Source organism: Saccharothrix sp. BKS2, assembly GCF_047689505.1.
GTDB lineage: Bacteria > Actinomycetota > Actinomycetes > Mycobacteriales > Pseudonocardiaceae > Actinosynnema > Actinosynnema lopnurensis.
Genome location: NZ_JAUQOL010000026.1, coordinates 40,137 through 56,441, shown reverse-complemented (window position 1 = coordinate 56,441; position 16,305 = coordinate 40,137). Strand labels below are relative to the sequence as shown.

Genomic DNA, 16,305 nt, shown 5'->3' with positions numbered 1-16,305 from the left:
CGTTCTGGAACATCGTGTGGGGTGTGACCGTCCTGGCCGTGCTGGCGGCGCTCGGCGTGGTGGTGGTGAACCTGCGGCGCGGCCGGGGTCCCGTGCCCGTGCCCGGCCTGCCGCTGCTGCTGAACAAGGGGCGGGTCATGAGCCTCTACCAGGGCGGCGGCTACGGCGACGCGCTCGTCCGGGAGGTGCAGGAACGCGTCACGGTCACCAGGGACGGCAAGCTCCAGATCGGGGTCAGGCTCGTCGACCTGGTCGGCGGTGGGTCGGTGGAGCACCAGATCGTCAACACCTACGTGAAGCACGCGGAGCCGGTGGAGGTGCTCGGCGTCGTGATGAAGGCGCTGGACAGCGCGCGCGGCATCGTGCACGTCGACCTGGCGAACCTGCGCGTCCAGACCAACGCGGTGTGGCGGCGGACGAGGCTGTCGGAGCTGGGTGACGGCCCCCGGGACGTGTACGTGTCGGTGAAGGGGAAGTTCCGGCTCGCCAAGGGCCCCGACGACAAGATCGTGTTCCTGGCGGCCATCGGGAAGGACGGCTCCGGGGCCAACGTCCGGATGGAGTGCTCGGGCGAGGACATCCACCTGGACGACGAGATCCCGGAGGGCGTGTTCTACGCGCGCTGCCTGGGCAAGGCCCAGCCGTGGCGGGGCGAGGCGGGCGAACTCGACATCCTGCCGGTCGCGATCTTCCAGTAGTCCCGCCCCGGTGCGCGGCCGAGCCGGAGCGCGGCCGCCCGCCGGGTCCGGTCCGCTAGCAGCTGGAGCAACACCCGCAGCCGGGTCCGGTGCAGCCGCCGCAGCAGTTGCAACCACCCGCGTGCGGTTGCGGCGTGGGTGTGGTTTCCGTGGTCATAGTCGGCCTCCGTGGCGGAAACGGTTGAGGGCTTCGCTGTCACGGTGCGCCGCCTGGGCGGAACTCATAAGCCCCTTCACCCGTCCGCCCACACCGGTCACCTGTACGGTCGAGCATTTCCGCGGTGGAAGAACCGCGGTGTGGCACGCCGTTCGGCCAGGCCGCTTCGGACGCTCCTGTCGAGCTCGTGCGGGAGGGATCAGGACCGCACGAGTCGCCCGATGGCCGCGCTCGCCTCGGCGATCTTCGCCTCGGCCACCTCGCCGCCCTCCTCGGCGGCCTGGGCCACGCAGTGCCGCAGGTGCTCGTCGAGCAGGCTGATCGACACCGCCTGCAACGCCTTGGTGGCGGCGGCGATCTGGGTGAGCACGTCGATGCAGTACTCGTCGTCCCCGATCATCCGCTGGAGGCCCCGGACCTGGCCCTCGATGCGGCGCAACCGCTTCAGGTGGTCGTCGCGGCGGTCTGCGTAGCCGGGCATGACGAGTCCTCTCCGCAGGTCTACGGCGTCCACGATATCGCGGGGGCGGGGGTGGCCGGGGTCTCGTTGGGGATTGATACCCCATAGGGGTATGTTGGGCGGTGTCGGGCGAGGGGGTGCACCAGTCTCCCCGCCCCCACCACCACGAAGGACGTCGACATGAAAGCAGCAGCGAAGCTCTCCGCCTACGGTGCGGTGCTCGCCCTGGTCGCCGGTGGCGCCTGGGCGGTCGGGAGCGCTGTCGGTCCCCTGCCCGTCGGGGCCGCGGGCCACGACGGGTCCGGCGGCGGGGACGCCGGGCACGGGGACGACCACGGCGCCGCCGTCGCGGGAGCAGCGCAGGACCAGCCGGCCGGGTTGGCGTCGTCCCGGGGCGGTTACACCCTCGCGCCCGTCGACACGGCGCTGACCGCCGGGACCACGGACACCTTCTCGTTCCGGGTCACCGGGCCCGACGGTGCGGCGGTGACCGCGTTCGACGTCGAGCACGACCAGCGGATGCACCTGATCGTGGTGCGCCGGGACACCTCCGGCTTCCGGCACGTGCACCCCGAGATGACCCCGGACGGCACGTGGACGGCGTCGCTGGAGGTGTCGGGCGCGGGCTCCTACCGGGTGTTCGCCGACTTCAGGCCCACCGGCGGGGAGGCGACGACCCTGGGTGTGGACGTGACCGCCGCCGGGTGGTTCGAGCCCCTGGAGCACGCGCCGTCGCGGGTGGCCGTGGTCGACGGGTACGAGGTGCGCCTGGACGGCGAGCTGGAGCCGGGGGCGGCGTCCCCGGTGACGTTGACCGTGAGCCGGGCCGGCGAGCCGGTCACCGACCTGGAGCCCCACCTGGGCGCCTACGGCCACCTCGTGGCGCTGCGCCGGGGTGACCTCGCCTACCTGCACGTCCACCCCGAGGGCGCGCCGGGGGACGCCAGGACGGCGGCGGGGCCCGGCATCGCGTTCGTCGCCGAGGTGCCGTCCGCCGGCGGGTACCGCCTGTTCCTGGACTTCCGGCACGGCGGGGTCGTGCGCACGGCGGAGTTCACCCTGACCACCCGGGGAACCCCGGAAGAGCCCGCGCGGACCTCGACGGCGCCCGCCGGGCACGGGGAAGAGGAGGAGCACGGCCATGGCTGACACGCAGCTCGAACTGTCGATCACGGGCATGACCTGCGCCTCGTGCGCGAACCGGGTCGAGCGCAAGCTCAACAAGCTCGACGGCGTGACCGCGAGCGTCAACTACGCGACCGAGAAGGCCCACGTCACCTTCCCCGAGTGGGTGGACCCGCTGACCCTGGTCGCCCAGGTCGAGGCGGCCGGCTACGGGGCCGCCCTGCCCGCCGCCGAACCCGAGGCCGACGTGGCGGAAGCGGACCCGATCCGGTCCCTGCGGCAGCGGCTGGTGGTGTCCGCGGTGCTCGCGGTGCCGGTGGTGGTGCTGGCGATGGTGCCCGCGTGGCAGTTCACGTACTGGCAGTGGATCTCGTTGGCGCTGGCCGCGCCGGTGCTGGTGTGGGGTGCGTGGCCGTTCCACCGGGCGGCGTGGGCCAACCTGCGGCACGGCGCGGCCACCATGGACACGCTGATCTCGATGGGCACGATCGCGGCGTTCGGCTGGTCGCTCTACGCGCTGCTGTTCGGCACCGCCGGGCGGCCCGGCATGACCCACCCGTTCGAGCTGACAGTCACGCGGACGGACGGCGCGGGGGCGATCTACCTGGAGGTCGCGGCCGGGGTGACGGTGTTCATCCTGGCGGGCCGCTACTTCGAGGCCCGCTCCAAGCGGCGGGCCGGGGCCGCGCTGCGGGCGCTGCTGGAGCTGGGTGCCAAGGACGTGGCGGTGCTGCGCGACGGCCGTGAGACCCGCGTCCCGCTCGCGGAGCTGGCGGTGGGGGACCGGTTCGTCGTCCGGCCCGGTGAGAAGATCGCCACGGACGGTGTCGTGGACGAGGGCAGCTCGGCGGTCGACGCGAGCATGGTGACCGGCGAGTCGGTACCGGTCGAGGTCGGCCCCGGCGACGCCGTGGTGGGCGCGACGGTCAACGCCGGCGGGCGGCTGGTCGTGCGGGCCACCCGGGTCGGCGCGGACACGCGGCTGGCGCAGATGGCCCGGCTGGTCGAGGACGCCCAGAACGGCAAGGCCGAGGCCCAGCGCCTGGCCGACCGCGTCTCCGGCGTGTTCGTGCCGATCGTCATCGCCCTGGCCGTGGGCACCCTGGCGTTCTGGCTCGGCGCGGGCGGAGGGGTGTCGGCGGCCTTCACCGCGGCCGTGGCGGTGCTGATCATCGCCTGCCCGTGCGCCCTGGGCCTGGCCACGCCGACCGCGCTGCTGGTCGGCACCGGTCGAGGTGCCCAGCTGGGCATCCTCATCAAGGGACCCGAGGTGCTGGAGTCCACCCGGCGGGTCGACACCGTGGTGCTGGACAAGACCGGCACCGTCACCACCGGCCGGATGAGCCTGGTCGCCGTCCACCCCGCACACGGCGTGGCCGAGGACGAGGTGCTGCGCCTGGCGGGCGCGCTGGAGCACGCCTCCGAGCACCCGATCGCCAAGGCCGTCGCCGCCGGCGCGGCCGACCGGGTCGGGGACCTGCCCGGCGTCGAGGACTTCCGCAACCACGAGGGCGTGGGCGTTCAGGGCGTGGTCGACGGGCACGCGGTCGTCGTCGGCCGCGAGCGGTTGCTGGCCGAGTGGTCCGTGCACCTGGACGACGACCTGGTCGGGGCCAAGCGCGCCGCCGAGGAACGCGGCCACACCGCCGTGCTGGTCGCCTGGGACGGCCGGGCCAAGGCCGTGCTGTCGGTGGCCGACACGGTCAAGCCGACCTCCGCCGAAGCGGTGCGCAGGCTCCGCGACCTGGGGCTGACCCCGATCCTGCTGACCGGCGACAACTCCGCCGCCGCCCACGCGGTCGCGGCCGAGGTCGGCATCGACGAGGTCATCGCGGAGGTCATGCCCGAGGAGAAGGTCGACGTGGTGGCGCGCCTCCAGGCCGAGGGCAAGGTCGTGGCCGTGGTCGGTGACGGGGTCAACGACGCCGCCGCCCTGGCCAAGGCCGACCTGGGGCTGGCGATGGGCACCGGCACGGACGCGGCGATCGAGGCGAGCGACCTCACGCTGGTGCGCGGCGACCTGCTGGCCGCCGTGGACGCGATCCGGCTGTCCCGCCGCACCCTGGGCACGATCAAGGGCAACCTGTTCTGGGCCTTCGCCTACAACGTCGCCGCCCTGCCCCTGGCCGCCGCCGGCCTGCTCAACCCGATGATCGCCGGGGCCGCCATGGCGTTCTCCAGCGTGTTCGTGGTCAGCAACAGCCTGCGGCTGCGCGGCTTCCGGGGCACCACCGCGACCACGCCGCCCACCGGGGTCGAACCCACCGCGGCGAAGGTCCCCGCGAGCGTGGCCTGACCGCCGGTCAGCCGCTCGAACTCGGTGCGGTCGGCTCCTCCGGCTCGGCGGTGGTGCCGGGGTCGTCGGTGGTGGGCTCCACCGGGTCCGAGGTCTGCTGCGGGACGGTGGTGGTGACGACCGGCTCCGTCGGCTCCGTGGTGGTGCCGGTGTCCGGCCCCGCGGCGGGTTGGCTCGTGGGGACCGGGGTCGCCGCGGACGTCGCCACCGGTGGCGCGGTGGTGGTGACCTGCGGCGCGTCGGTCGCCTGCGGCGGGTTCACGACCTGCCGGGGGCCGGCCGTGACCTGCGCCGGCGTACCCGGTGAGCCCGGTGGCGCGGTGGACGCGGACTGGGCCGGGGCGGAGGGGGAGGTGGTGGGGACGGGCGCGGAGGTCGCGGGCTCGTCGCCCCAGGTCAGGGCCGTGGTGATGACGAACGCCCCGAACAGCACGCCCGCCGAGGTGAGCAGCGTCTTGTTCGGCAGTCGCCGCTCGCGCGGGGGTGCGGCGGTCATGGCGGTGGCGTCCGGCGCGGCGGCTGGTGTGACGGCCGGGGCGGTGGCGCTCGGCGCGACGACCGGGGCGTCCGGCGCGGTGGCGGCCGGGGTGGCGATCTCCGGCGCGGCGGCTGGGGTGGCCGGTGCGGTGGCTGGGGTGGCAGCCAGGGTGGCGGCCGGGCCGGCGGCGTGGGTGTAGATGTCCAGGGTGTCGATGTCCGGTGCGGTGGCGGCGGGGCCGGCGACGGCCGCCGGGGCGGCACCGCGGGGCAGGGAGATCCCACCGGCGGGGGTGGTGCAGGAGCGGGGGATGGGGACCAGGCCCGAGGCTTCCGCGGCCAGGACCTCCGCGCAGTCGTGGGCGGCGGGGCGCTCGTGGGGCTCGGCGGCGGTCATCCGCGACAGCAGGTGCTCGACGTCGGAGGGCAGGTGCTCGGGCAGGACCGGCGCGCGGTGCAGGCGGGCGATCGCCGCTTCGACGTCGCCGCCCCCGTACTCGCGCCGCCCGGTCAGGCACTCCAGCAGGACCAGGCCGAGCGCGTAGACGTCGGCCTGGGGGTCGATGTCCTGGCCGAGCACCTGCTCCGGGGCGAGGTAGGCGGCGGTGCCCACCATCTGGTCGGTGCGGGTCAGCCGGGTGGCCCCGGTCAGGTGGACCAGGCCGAAGTCGGCGAGGTAGGGGTTCTCCTCCTGGTCGAGCAGGATGTTGGACGGCTTGACGTCGCGGTGCACGAGGCCGCGGGAGTGCACGTGGGCCAGCGCGTCCGCCAGCCCGGCCCCGAGGCGGCGCACCCGGTCGACGGGCAGCGGTCCGCGCGAGATCCGCTGGCGCAGGGTGTCGCCCTCGACGAGCTGGAGCACGACGAAGGGCGTGCCCGCCTCGGTGTCGGCGTCGTAGACGGAGACCAGTCCCGGGTGGGAGAGCCCGGCCAGGGCGCGGACCTCCTGGTCGAACCGCTGGGCGGCGGCGGGGTCGAACCCCGGCTGGAACAGCTTGATCGCCACGTGCCGCCGCAGGAGGGTGTCCCAACCCCGGTGCACCTCGGCCATGCCGCCCGTGCCGATCGGCTCGATGAGCCGGTAGCGGCCTGCCACCTCGTTCTCACTAACCGACTGTGACACCGACATACCTCCGGTCGCACCCGTGGACCACTTTCGAGTGCCCTGATGACGGAGAGTGCAAACAGTCCCTTCGGCTGTCGGACGATCGGCGCACCGCACTACCCGGCGCTGACCTGGGAAGCACCGGATTCGAACGGGTTTTCGACGACTTCGCTGCGGGAGGGGCGACGCCCAGCAGGAGCCGTCGCGCCTCCCGCGTCGCCGACACGGTCTCGGACGCCTCGGGGCGCACCACGAGCGGGTCGGCGACACCGGTCTCGACCAGGGGGCGCAGCACCACGCGCCGGTCCGCCGCCACGGCGAACGGGACACCCCGCGCCTCGGCCCGGTAGCGGACCTCGACCAGCAGCGACAGGCCGATCGAACCGAAGACCACCACGCTGTTTGATCAGTCATGAGCCCGTCCTCCGGCACCGCGCGGGACCGCGCCGACGTCTGACCGTTGCCCACGCCGCTCGGCGAGAGGGGACCTGTGTCAGCCGGTCGTCTCATGCTGTCACCAATTGGGGCCGATGCCGGTGACTTGAGCTGTTTTTGCAGCTCAGGCCGATTCCGGCTCTGACCGGGCGGTGTTCATCGGCATCGTGATCGCGACGCTCCGGCGTTTGCTGTCGCCAGACGTCCTGGGACAGGCTTGCGGACCGCACGGCAACGGGTGTGCCAGACCATTGCCTCGCGGGCCCAAGATGGACTCCGACCTGCCGTTGCAGCCGCCAAGTCACTGGTGTTGGCTGGAGCCGTCGTTGGCCGTGCTGTGCGGCCGGCCGTCCTTCTCCATGGCCGCGACCACCACGCCAACGATCCCTGGGATCGCGACGTCGTCACCAGCGTCGACGTCGCGTCCTTGGTCTGCCCGACCGGCAGCCCGGCCGCCAGTGCCCGCAGCTCGTCCTCGGGCAGCTCGGACAGGTCGGCACCGACCGGCTGTGGCACCGACCGGCCCAGCCCGCACGGGAACGGGTTGACCGCGTTCCGGCTCCCGGGCGGGGTGGACAGCGCGTCGTCGTCGCCCCACGGCAGATAACCCCACCATCGTATATGCCGACCCGTGAGGCTCGTCGCACTACTCCGGTCGAGGGCGGCCGGTCGCGTGCAAGCCGGTTGCTAAACCCTCCACTTCCAGTCCTGGGCGGTGGAGTTGGCGCAGGTCCAGATTTCGGTTCTCGCTCCCGGGTGCTGTGCATAAGCCTTTACGTTGAGGCAATAACCGGACTGCCTGTGCAGCAGTACAGACCCGTAACTGGACGACTCCCAGTAGGACCAGAGCGCAACCCTGTTGTTGCAGCCCCAGAGTTCTGTTGCCGCGCCCCTGTTGACGCTGTAGCCGACGGTGTTGAGGCACAGCCCTGAAGCGGGGTTGTACATCTGCCCACTTTCGTTCAGCACCCACTGTTCGGCCGGCACGGTGCTGCAGCCCCAGATTTCCGTCCTGCTGCCGGGTTCCGCGCTGTAGCCCACGACGTTGAGGCACAACCCTGCACCGGTGTTCATCAGGACGCCCTGGTTGTACTGCGCGTTGTACTGTTCGGCGGAGGCGGTGCCGGTCGCCATGAGGGCGAGGGTGCACCACAATGCGGTGAGGACGGCGGTCACGCGAATAGTGAGAGAGTGCATGTTGACGACATTGCCTTCCGTTCGCCGTGCGCGATTGGAGCAGGGGTGGAAGATTTCGTCGATTATTTGGCGGCATCTCGGAGGTTACCGTTGTCGAGCAGCAGTGGCAAGGTTCCCCGTTAACACCGCTGTTCGGTCGGGTGCCGCCGGTCGCTGACAATGACTGCGCCTTTCGGCTCACCGGTCCGCGTTACTGCGGAAATAAATTCTCCGGGCTACTCGAATGCGCTGCTCGAAGGGAGTCGGGACCGCTCGACGACCCTGCCGGCCGACTTCGGTAATCCCACCTGCCCGACCGGGAGGCGGCGTGAGCCACCACCGGCGCGAATGAGCAGACCTGGCGCGACGCAGGCAGTCCTCGAAGCAGCACCAACCGAGGGGGAACCGTGGCCAAACCCCGCCCCGAGCGCATCGACCCGCACTGGCCGGAGCCGCCCGCTGACGGCAAGTACGGGGGACCGGCCCGGCATCGCCCACCTGCTCGGGTTGAACCCCTCCACGGTGCACCGGGGTGCTGCGCCGTTTCGGGCCCCGGCTGGCGCACCCGAACCGGGCCACCGCCACGCCGGTGCGGCGCTGCGAGCACGCCGCGTTCCGGACCCGCGCCTACCGGCCCCGGGCCAACGGCAAGGTCGAACGCTTCAACCACACCCTGCTCGACGAACGGGCCTACGCCGAGGCATACCGGTCCGAGACCGAGCGGCGCGAGGCGCTACCGGGATGGCTGCACGCCTGCAATCACCACCGCGGCCAACCACCAGCCAACCGCATCCCCAACCTCACCGGGCAGAACACCTGGCCGCAATGCCGGTGACTTGAGCTGTTTTTGCAGCTCAGGCCGATTCCGGCTCTGACCGGGCGGTGTTCATCGGCATCGTGATCGCGACGCTCCGGCGTTTGCTGTCGCCAGACGTCCTGGGACAGGCTTGCGGACCGCACGGCAACGGGTGTGCCAGACCATTGCCTCGCGGGCCCAAGATGGCCTCCGACCTGCCGTTGCAGCCGCCAAGTCACTGGTGGTGCGACTAGGACCAGAATGTCACTCGGTGTTACTCACGACACCGCCCTGCGCGGCGGTGGGAGGTGTTTCGGGAACTCGTGCCCTCACCGCATCCGCGGGACCGGCGGGGCGACCGCGCGGGCCGCCGCCACGGCGTGGTTGGCGGTGGAGCCGATCTGGAACCGCAGTCTCGCGACCGCCAAGCGCATGCTGGCGGCGACCTGCTCGGGAGAGGGTGCGGGCCCGCGTTGAGGGGCCCGTTCGTCCGGGTTCACCCGAACCGGGTACCCGGCTGTCCTCCGATCGACACATCCCGCGACACCGGGTGCCCGAACCCCGGGTAGGACGACGACCCGACCCGGTCCAGCTGCGGTCCGAGGTAACGTCGGGGTCGGGTCCTGCGCACGAAGCCGGAGGTGATCACGGTGCACCAGCTCTCATGACGGCCCCATCCCGGGGCGTCACGGAGCCGAAAGGCGACCGTATGAGCAGGACCGACAAGACCAGGCCCCGCTGGGTGCGGATGGCCGACTTCCCGATGGTGACCTGCGTGCCCGTGCACGACCACCGCGCCGGGGTGTGCACGCTGCCGGAGGAGGTCACCGCCGACAGCACCGATTCCCGTCACCGCGTTGCCGGGTGCCACTGGGGAGGCAGCCCCCGCTGCCCGATCCGGGACGACACCAGGGGCGGCAACCGGGAGTGGTACCACTTCCGGCGCGAGGAGCGCCGCCGCGGTCGTCACCGGGCGCGCCGCGAGCTGCGCGCCCACCGCGGCCAGGACGGCTGAGGTGGCGGGTGGGGCCGGTCGCCGACCGGCCCCACCCCGATGAGCCGGGTCTCCGGGCGTCGACCCGCCCCTGGTACTACGGTGGTGGCGGCCGAACGCGGGAGGCAGACGAGCGTGACCACCTGGACCGATGTGATCAACTACGTCCGCACCCGTTACGAGGTGCTGGAGGAGACCGACGACTGGCTGCGCTTCCGGCTCGACACGGGCGACGGCCGCACCCAGCAGGTCTCGGTGCACCACGTGCCCGACGAGGCCGGTCGGAGGTGGCTGGAGATGTCCTCGCCGGTCGGCCGGGCCGACGCGGTCGACCAGGGGCGGCTGCTCGAACTCGCCGGCTCCTCGCTCGTCGGCGGCGCGGCGGTGGTGGACGGCGTGGCCCTGCTCAAGCACGCCGTGCCGCTGGAGGACCTGAGCGTCCGGGAGGAGTTCGAGCACCCCCTCACGATGCTCGTCGCGAACGCGGACGCGTTCGAGCACGCGCTGACGCGGTCCGACCACTTCTGACCCGGGGCCGGCGGTCCACCGCGACCGCCGCCATCAGCAGGCAGCCGAACGCCGGCAGGAACAGCACCGGCAGCTGCCACGTGATGACGGTCAGGACGGCGAGCGCCAGGAGCAGCAGCAGGGAACCGCGCGCGTCCCCCGCGCCGCGCCGCGCCGCCGCGCGCAGCACCTCGCCCCACGTCCTGCCCGGTGACCAGCCGGCGGCCGCGCGCAGGACGACCACCGCGAGCCCCGCGCCGGCGGCCGCGCAGACCGCGGCGACGACCGGGCCGCCGGCCAGCCCGGCGGCGAGCAGGACCAGGTCCGCGGCCAGCACGCCGAAGGCGGCGACCACGCCCAGCGACGGCTGCCAGCCGCCGGGGAACGCCGCGCGCACGTGGCCGAAGAAGGCCCGGACCGCGGTGCTCTCGCCGTCGACGTGGGCCTTGACGTGCGCGCACCCCGCCGCCAGCGCGGGCAGCAGCGTCACCACCGGCAGCGCGGCGAGCAGCGCCAGCAGCCCGGCGGTCAGGCACTCGCCCAGCAGCGCGAGCTTCCTCATCCCTTGATCCCCGTGGTGGACACGCCCTCGACCAGGAAGCGCTGGAAGAACAGGAAGAACAGCACGACCGGCACCAGCGCGAGCACGGACATGGCCATCAGCGCGCCGAAGTCCGAGCCGGCGGTCTCGTCGATGAACAGCTGGAGCGCCAGCGGCAGCGGGTACTTGTCCGGGGTGCTGAGGTAGATCAGCGGTCCGAAGAAGTCGTTCCAGCTCCAGATGAACGTGAAGATCGCCGTGGTGATCAGCGCCGGGCGGCACAGCGGCAGGACGACGTGCCAGAAGACGCCCCACTGCCCGGCGCCGTCGATCTTGGCCGACTCGTCCAGGTCGCGCGGCAGGGTGCGGATGAACTGCACGATGAGGAACACGAAGAACGCCTCCGCGGCCAGGAACTTGCCCACCAGCAGCGGCACGTAGGTGTCGACCAGGTCCAGCCGCTGGAACACCACGTACTGCGGGATGATCAGCACGTGCACGGGCAGCAGGAGCGTCGCGATCATCACCGCGAACAGCGGGGTGCGGCCGCGGAAGCGCAGCCGGGCGAAGGCGTAGGCGGCGGGCGCGGACGACGCGACCGTGCCGACCACCGACAGCAGGGCCAGCACGGTGGAGTTGAGGAAGAAGCGGGCCACGTCGATGCCGACCACGCCGTCGAACACGCGCTCGTAGTTGGCGGTGGTGGCCGCGTCCGGGAGCAGCCGCAGGTCGCCCAGGATCTCCGCCGACGGCTTGAAGGTCGACGCCACCACCCACACGACCGGGTACAGCACGACGCCCAGCAGGACCAGCACGCCGAGGTGCCAGACCACCCCGTGCACCCGCTGTCGCCTCATCGCGCGTCCCCCGAGTAGTGGACCCAGCCGCGCGCGGTGCGGAACAGGAACGCCGTGACCAGCCCGACGCCCAGCAGCAGCATCCACGCCATGGCCGAGGCGTAGCCCATGCGGTAGTCGCCGAAGCCGCGGTCGAACAGGTAGACGGTGTAGAACAGCGTGCTCCCGGCGGGCTGGCCGTTCGGCCCGCCGACCACGTAGGCCGAGGTGAAGACCTGGAAGGCGTTGATCACCTCCAGCACCAGGTTGAAGAACACCACGGGCGAGATCATCGGCAGCGTGATCGAGCGGAACCGCCGCCACGGTCCGGCCCCGTCGACCTCCGCGGCCTCGTAGAGGTCGCGCGGCACCTGCTTGAGCCCCGCCAGGAAGATCACCATCGGCGCGCCGAGCTGCCACACGGCCAGCAGCACCAGCATGAGCACGGAGAAGTCGGGGTTGCCCGCCCAGCCGCCGGTGTCGATGCCCACGGCGCGCAGCAGCCGGTCCACCACCGAGTCGTCGCTGAACACCACCTTCCACACGATCGCGATGCTGACGCTGCCGCCGATGAGCGAGGGGCCGTAGAAGGCCGCGCGGTAGAAGCCCTGCCCGCCCCGCCGGTTGTCCAGCAGCACGGCCACGGCGAGCGCGGCGGCCAGCTTGATCGGCACGGCGAGCACCACGTACAGCGCGGTGACCTGGAGCGAGTTCAGCCAGCGGGAGTCGGAGAACATCCGCCCGTAGTTGTCCAGGCCGACCCACTCCGGCGTGCCGAACAGGTCGTAGTCGGTGAACGACAGGTACAGCGAGGTCAGCATCGGGCCCAGGGTCAGCGCGACGATCCCCAGGATCCACGGCGACAGGAACAGGTAGCCCGCCACGCCGTCGCCGGGCAGCCGGCCCCGCTCGCGCGCGGGGGCCGGCGCCGCGGCGAGGTCGGGCGGGCGCGCCGCCGTCCTCGTCACGACCCGAGGGTTTCTTCGGCCTCGGCGAAGAACTGGTCGACCGCCTCGTCCACGGTGATCCGGTCGTACAGCAGCTCCTCGACGATCCGGATGAACGCCTGCTCCAGGCTGCCGGCGCCCTTCGGCGGCGCGGGCGGCGTCGGGCCGAAGCGCTCCCGCTCCGCGTCCTCGTAGGCCGCCACCGCCGCGAGCGGCCCCTCCAGCCGGGCGGCGGCGCGCTGGGCGTTGGTCGGGGGCAGGCCCCGGTTGGCGCCGAAGATCTGCCCGGCCTCGGGGTCGTTGACCATGAACGAGACCAGCTCGGCGGCGGCCTCGGGGTGCTCGGTGCGCCGGGACAGGCTCAGCATCATCGCGGGCTTGAGGTACTGGCCGCTGGAGTTCTCCTCACCTCCGGGCACGGGCCCCAGCTTCAGCTCGGCCTCGGTGGCGTTGGCGTAGCGGGCGGTGAAGTTGTCCCAGCCCAGGTCGCCCGCCACCAGGTCCAGCTCCAGCGCGAACGAGGGCTTGATCTGCACGCCCTTCTCGACCGGCAGGACGGCCCCGGCCTCGGAGAGGTCCACGCCCTCCTGGAAGAACCTCGCCAGGCGCGCCTCGTCGAAGCCGAGCCGGCCGTCCTCGGTGTACAGCAGCCCGCCCTCCTGGCGGAGCTGGAGCTCCAGGTTGTAGTAGCTGCCGATGTAGTTGCCGCCGCCGTGCACGCCGGTCCGCTCGGTGATCTGCCGCAGGGCGGCGCGGTAGTCGTCCCACGTCCAGCCCGGCTTCGGCTCGGCCACGCCGGCGCGGGTGAACAGCTCCGGGTTGTAGACGTAGCCCCAGGTGTTGGCGCCGACCGGCACGCCGTAGCGGCGGCCGTCGACCTCGCCCGCGTCCTCGAGCCCCTCCAGGAGGTCGTCGAGCTCGATCTTCCCCTCCTGCTCGCCCAGGTCGTAGAGCGCGCCCCGGTCGGCGTACTCGCGCAGGTAGGCGAAGTCCATCTGGAGCACGTCCGGCGCGTTGCCGCCCGCGGTCTCGGTGGCCATCTTCTGCCAGTACGCCTCGAACTCCTGGAAGCTCGGCGTGACCCGGATGTCGGGGTGCTTGGTGTGGAACAGGTCGATGGCCTTCTGCATCAGCTCGGCGCGCTCGGCGTTGCCCCACCACGCGTACCGCAGCGTGACCGGCCCGGACGTCGCGTCGTCACCGCAGCCGGTCAGGACGGCGGCCAGGACCAGCCCCGCCGCCGCCACCTTCCTGAAGTGCCTCGTCGCACCCATGGGCCGTCCTCCGGGGTCGGATCCGTCCGGAACCACGCGCAATAGCGGAAAGCGTTTTCCGGGAGGCTACGAGCCCGTTCCCCCCACGTCAATGGCCGCTTCGGGGTGACGGCGCCGCCCCCGAGCACCCTGGTGTGCGCGGTGGTCAGCTCCTCCCCGCCGCCGGCAGGCACCAGCACGGGTTGGCCGGGCGTTGCGGGACCCGCTGGACGCGCACGTGATCGACGGCCTGGCGCTCACCCGCGCCGCCGAGCGGCCGGCCGCCGGCCCGGAACGCCTGGTCCGCGCCTTCACCCGCGAGTTCGGCCTGCCACCGCACCGCTACCTCGCCGGCCGGCGCCGGTCAGAGGCCCACGGTGAGGGCGCCCAGCAGCGTCAGGCTGGGGATGCCCGTGGTGGCGCAGCTGATCGGGTCCGGGTTCAGGGCGGTGAGCTGCATCTTCGCCGGCTCGGTGGCGAACGTGCCCGAGGTGATCGACCCCAGCAGCAGGATGACGATGTTCGCGCCCACCCGGCTCGACGTCCGGTTGTAGGAGTAGGTGCTCGGCGGAACGGCCGGGTCGGTCCAGGTCAGGGTGCGGGTGCCGCTGCCCTGGTAGAAGAGCTGGGTGCAGCTGTAGTTCGGCAGCGTGGCGGTCTCGGTGTACGAACCCGTGGCGGCGGAGCCGTTGAGGCAGTTGACGAGCTGGCCCTGGACGGTGACGGTGACCGTCTGCGGGGTGTTGGTGACCGGCTGGCTGAACGTCACCACCTCGTTGACCAGGCAGGTCTGCGCGACGACCGCCTGGGCGGTCGGCGCGACGCCGGTCAGCGCGGCGGCGGCGACCAGGCAGGGGACGGCGGTGCGCAGGGCGGCTCGGATCGTGTTCATCCACGGACCTCTCGGGTGTCGGACCGGCGCCGGGGCGGGTCTCGGTGGTGGTCACGGGTCACATCGGGCCGGGTTGTCGCTGCGTTACGGGATCAACACCGCGAGTAGCGAAGTTGATCGACGGGATGGGCGGGCTCGCGCCTTGGACAGATGTGAGCGATAACAGAAGCGGCTTCGTGGAAGATCATCCGACGCGAATCGATCTTGCATTGTCGCAGCTGGCAACATGATTCGCCGGAGCGCTGTCGAACGATTCGACTGCACAATGCTTGTTAGCGATAACAGACTCCCTTGTCAGTCGGTGTCGGGATCGTTATCGTGCTGAGAACGCGCCGGTGGCGCCCACCCGGAACACCACCGACCACGCGCCACGATTCCTGCTCGCAAGGAGGCGAAGCATGGGTCCCCGCACGTATGCGACCACCCGGGTGGCCGGAGTCCAGGCACCGTGCAGATCAGCACACCGGTGCCGGACGCCCGCGCGCTGACGCCTTCCCCCGCACCCCGTTCCCACCCCCGTTCCCCTGAGTGCCGTCCGTCCACCGGACCGGCGCGCACCAGGCCGCGCCGCCGTCGCACCCACCCGCCAGAACAGAAAATCGAGGACATCGTGGTCTCATCGATGAAACGCGTTCTGACAGCGCTGCTCGTCCTGTCCGTGACCGCCGTGGCGGCGCCGTCCGCGTCGGCCTACCCCGGCCCCGGCCGGGTGACCGGCGACGTCGGCGTGCACGACCCGAGCGTGGTCAAGCGCCCCGACGGCAGCTACCTGGTCGCCCACACCGGCAACGGCATCTCGCTGAAGACCTCGGGCGACCGCACCGCGTTCCGCAACGCCGGCGCGGCCTTCCCCAACGGCACGTCGTGGGCGAACACCTACACCAACAACGGCCGCAACCTGTGGGCGCCGGACATCACCTACCGCAACGGCCAGTACTGGCTGTACTACTCGGCCTCCACGTTCGGCTCGAACCGGTCGGCGATCTTCCTGGCCACCAGCCCCAGCGGCAACTCCGGCACCTGGACCCACCGCGGCCTGGTGATCGAGTCGCGCACCAGCGACAACTTCAACGCCATCGACCCCGACCTGGTGGTGGACGACCAGGGCCGCTGGTGGCTGAGCTTCGGCTCGTTCTGGTCGGGCATCAAGATGATCGCGCTGAACTCCTCCACCGGCCTGCGGTCGGACAGCACGGTGCGCTCCATCGCCGGCCGCAACGGCGGGGCGATCGAGGCGCCGAACATCGTCAAGCGCGGCAGCTACTACTACCTGTTCGTCTCGTTCGACCGGTGCTGCCAGGGCGCCGCGAGCACCTACCGCGTCATGGTCGGCCGCTCCACCAGCGTCACCGGCCCCTACGTCGACCGCAACGGCACCGCCCTGACCTCCGGCGGCGGCACCGAGATCCTGGCGGGCCAGGGCAGCACCCACGGCCCCGGGCACCAGGACGTGCTGGCCGACAGCGACGGCGACGTCCTCGTCTACCACTACTACGCCGACAACGGCGCGTCGTTGCTCGGCATCAACCTGATGAGGCTCGACTCGGCCGGCTGGCCCTCCGTCTACTGACCGTCCGGGCACAGCCCGTGCCGCGTCGCAGGGAGAAGAC

General features: G+C 72.0%; 14 protein-coding genes and 1 pseudogene. 7 read left to right on the top strand and 8 right to left on the bottom strand.

Annotated elements, in window-relative coordinates:
* Window positions 1-23 precede the first annotated feature (23 nt).
* Window positions 24-698: a hypothetical protein gene (locus Q5530_RS36240; RefSeq protein WP_415367416.1), complete on the top strand. Its 675-nt coding sequence runs from the start codon at window positions 24-26 to the stop codon at window positions 696-698.
* Between the two features lie 356 nt (window positions 699-1,054).
* Here Q5530_RS36240 and Q5530_RS36235 read toward each other — a convergent pair whose 3' ends face one another.
* Window positions 1,055-1,336, bottom strand: a complete 282-nt coding sequence (locus Q5530_RS36235) for a metal-sensitive transcriptional regulator (protein WP_380638265.1) — start codon at window positions 1,334-1,336, stop codon at window positions 1,055-1,057.
* Between the two features lie 159 nt (window positions 1,337-1,495).
* Here Q5530_RS36235 and Q5530_RS36230 point away from each other — a divergent pair, with 159 nt between their 5' ends.
* Both Q5530_RS36230 and Q5530_RS36225 read left to right on the top strand, forming a co-directional pair.
* The gene (locus tag Q5530_RS36230) at window positions 1,496-2,464 is read left to right on the top strand and encodes a hypothetical protein (RefSeq protein ID WP_415367415.1); all 969 of its coding nucleotides are present in this window, start codon (window positions 1,496-1,498) and stop codon (window positions 2,462-2,464) included.
* Window positions 2,457-4,736 carry a heavy metal translocating P-type ATPase gene (locus Q5530_RS36225; RefSeq protein WP_415367413.1) on the top strand — a complete coding sequence of 760 codons (2,280 nt, stop codon included), beginning with the start codon at window positions 2,457-2,459 and terminating at the stop codon, window positions 4,734-4,736. The genes Q5530_RS36230 and Q5530_RS36225 overlap by 8 nt, the downstream gene beginning before the upstream one ends.
* Before the next feature lie 7 nt (window positions 4,737-4,743).
* Here the strand turns inward: Q5530_RS36225 and Q5530_RS36220 are convergent, their stop codons facing one another.
* Together Q5530_RS36220 and Q5530_RS36215 are read right to left on the bottom strand one after the other, a co-directional pair.
* Window positions 4,744-6,309 (bottom strand): protein kinase domain-containing protein, encoded by a 1,566-nt coding sequence (locus tag Q5530_RS36220; RefSeq protein ID WP_415367411.1) that lies wholly within the window; start codon window positions 6,307-6,309, stop codon window positions 4,744-4,746.
* A gap of 1,131 nt (window positions 6,310-7,440) precedes the next feature.
* Window positions 7,441-7,929, bottom strand: coding sequence for an RICIN domain-containing protein (locus Q5530_RS36215; RefSeq protein ID WP_415367410.1), 489 nt, complete (start codon window positions 7,927-7,929; stop codon window positions 7,441-7,443).
* Window positions 7,930-8,530: 601 nt separating this feature from the next.
* Here Q5530_RS36215 and Q5530_RS36210 point away from each other — a divergent pair.
* The 3 genes and pseudogenes from Q5530_RS36210 to Q5530_RS36200 all read left to right on the top strand — a co-directional run.
* A pseudogene (locus Q5530_RS36210) lies at window positions 8,531-8,764 on the top strand (integrase core domain-containing protein); the annotation flags it as partial.
* Window positions 8,765-9,434: 670 nt separating this feature from the next.
* Window positions 9,435-9,740, top strand: a complete 306-nt coding sequence (locus tag Q5530_RS36205; RefSeq protein ID WP_415367409.1) for a hypothetical protein — start codon at window positions 9,435-9,437, stop codon at window positions 9,738-9,740.
* Window positions 9,741-9,854: 114 nt separating this feature from the next.
* Complete coding sequence (locus Q5530_RS36200; RefSeq protein ID WP_415367407.1) at window positions 9,855-10,247, top strand: hypothetical protein; 393 nt, start codon at window positions 9,855-9,857, stop codon at window positions 10,245-10,247.
* Here the strand turns inward: Q5530_RS36200 and Q5530_RS36195 are convergent.
* The 5 genes from Q5530_RS36195 to Q5530_RS36175 all read right to left on the bottom strand — a co-directional run bounded on the left by Q5530_RS36195 (window position 10,183) and on the right by Q5530_RS36175 (window position 14,695).
* Window positions 10,183-10,788, bottom strand: a complete 606-nt coding sequence (locus Q5530_RS36195) for a hypothetical protein (RefSeq protein ID WP_415367406.1) — start codon at window positions 10,786-10,788, stop codon at window positions 10,183-10,185. The two genes, Q5530_RS36200 and Q5530_RS36195, sit on opposite strands and share 65 nt — an antisense overlap.
* On the bottom strand, window positions 10,785-11,624 hold the full coding sequence (locus Q5530_RS36190; RefSeq protein ID WP_415367405.1) for a carbohydrate ABC transporter permease: 840 nt from the start codon (window positions 11,622-11,624) through the stop codon (window positions 10,785-10,787). The genes Q5530_RS36195 and Q5530_RS36190 overlap by 4 nt, the downstream gene beginning before the upstream one ends.
* On the bottom strand, window positions 11,621-12,571 hold the full coding sequence (locus Q5530_RS36185) for a carbohydrate ABC transporter permease (protein WP_415367404.1): 951 nt from the start codon (window positions 12,569-12,571) through the stop codon (window positions 11,621-11,623). The genes Q5530_RS36190 and Q5530_RS36185 overlap by 4 nt, the downstream gene beginning before the upstream one ends.
* Window positions 12,568-13,824, bottom strand: a complete 1,257-nt coding sequence (locus Q5530_RS36180; protein WP_415367403.1) for an ABC transporter substrate-binding protein — start codon at window positions 13,822-13,824, stop codon at window positions 12,568-12,570. Before Q5530_RS36180 ends, Q5530_RS36185 begins: the two co-directional genes overlap by 4 nt.
* A 343-nt stretch (window positions 13,825-14,167) precedes the next feature.
* The gene (locus Q5530_RS36175; RefSeq protein WP_415367401.1) at window positions 14,168-14,695 is read right to left on the bottom strand and encodes a hypothetical protein; all 528 of its coding nucleotides are present in this window, start codon (window positions 14,693-14,695) and stop codon (window positions 14,168-14,170) included.
* A 622-nt stretch (window positions 14,696-15,317) separates the two neighbouring features.
* Between Q5530_RS36175 and Q5530_RS36170 the strand changes: the two genes are divergently transcribed.
* Window positions 15,318-16,265 carry an arabinan endo-1,5-alpha-L-arabinosidase gene (locus tag Q5530_RS36170; protein WP_415367400.1) on the top strand — a complete coding sequence of 316 codons (948 nt, stop codon included), beginning with the start codon at window positions 15,318-15,320 and terminating at the stop codon, window positions 16,263-16,265.
* The last annotated feature ends 40 nt before the right edge of the window (window positions 16,266-16,305 follow it).

Bases quoted from the DNA above. Each gene is read 5' to 3' on its own strand.
- Q5530_RS36190 (WP_415367405.1), bottom strand. From the start codon at position 11,624: ATGAGGCGACAGCGGGTGCACGGGGTGGTCTGGCACCTCGGCGTGCTG.
- Q5530_RS36170 (WP_415367400.1), top strand. From the start codon at position 15,318: ATGAAACGCGTTCTGACAGCGCTGCTCGTCCTGTCCGTGACCGCCGTG.
- Q5530_RS36180 (WP_415367403.1), bottom strand. From the start codon at position 13,824: ATGGGTGCGACGAGGCACTTCAGGAAGGTGGCGGCGGCGGGGCTGGTC.
- Q5530_RS36225 (WP_415367413.1), top strand. From the start codon at position 2,457: ATGGCTGACACGCAGCTCGAACTGTCGATCACGGGCATGACCTGCGCC.
- Q5530_RS36235 (WP_380638265.1), bottom strand. From the start codon at position 1,336: ATGCCCGGCTACGCAGACCGCCGCGACGACCACCTGAAGCGGTTGCGC.
- Q5530_RS36205 (WP_415367409.1), top strand. From the start codon at position 9,435: ATGAGCAGGACCGACAAGACCAGGCCCCGCTGGGTGCGGATGGCCGAC.
- Q5530_RS36175 (WP_415367401.1), bottom strand. From the start codon at position 14,695: ATGAACACGATCCGAGCCGCCCTGCGCACCGCCGTCCCCTGCCTGGTC.
- Q5530_RS36195 (WP_415367406.1), bottom strand. From the start codon at position 10,788: ATGAGGAAGCTCGCGCTGCTGGGCGAGTGCCTGACCGCCGGGCTGCTG.
- Q5530_RS36230 (WP_415367415.1), top strand. From the start codon at position 1,496: ATGAAAGCAGCAGCGAAGCTCTCCGCCTACGGTGCGGTGCTCGCCCTG.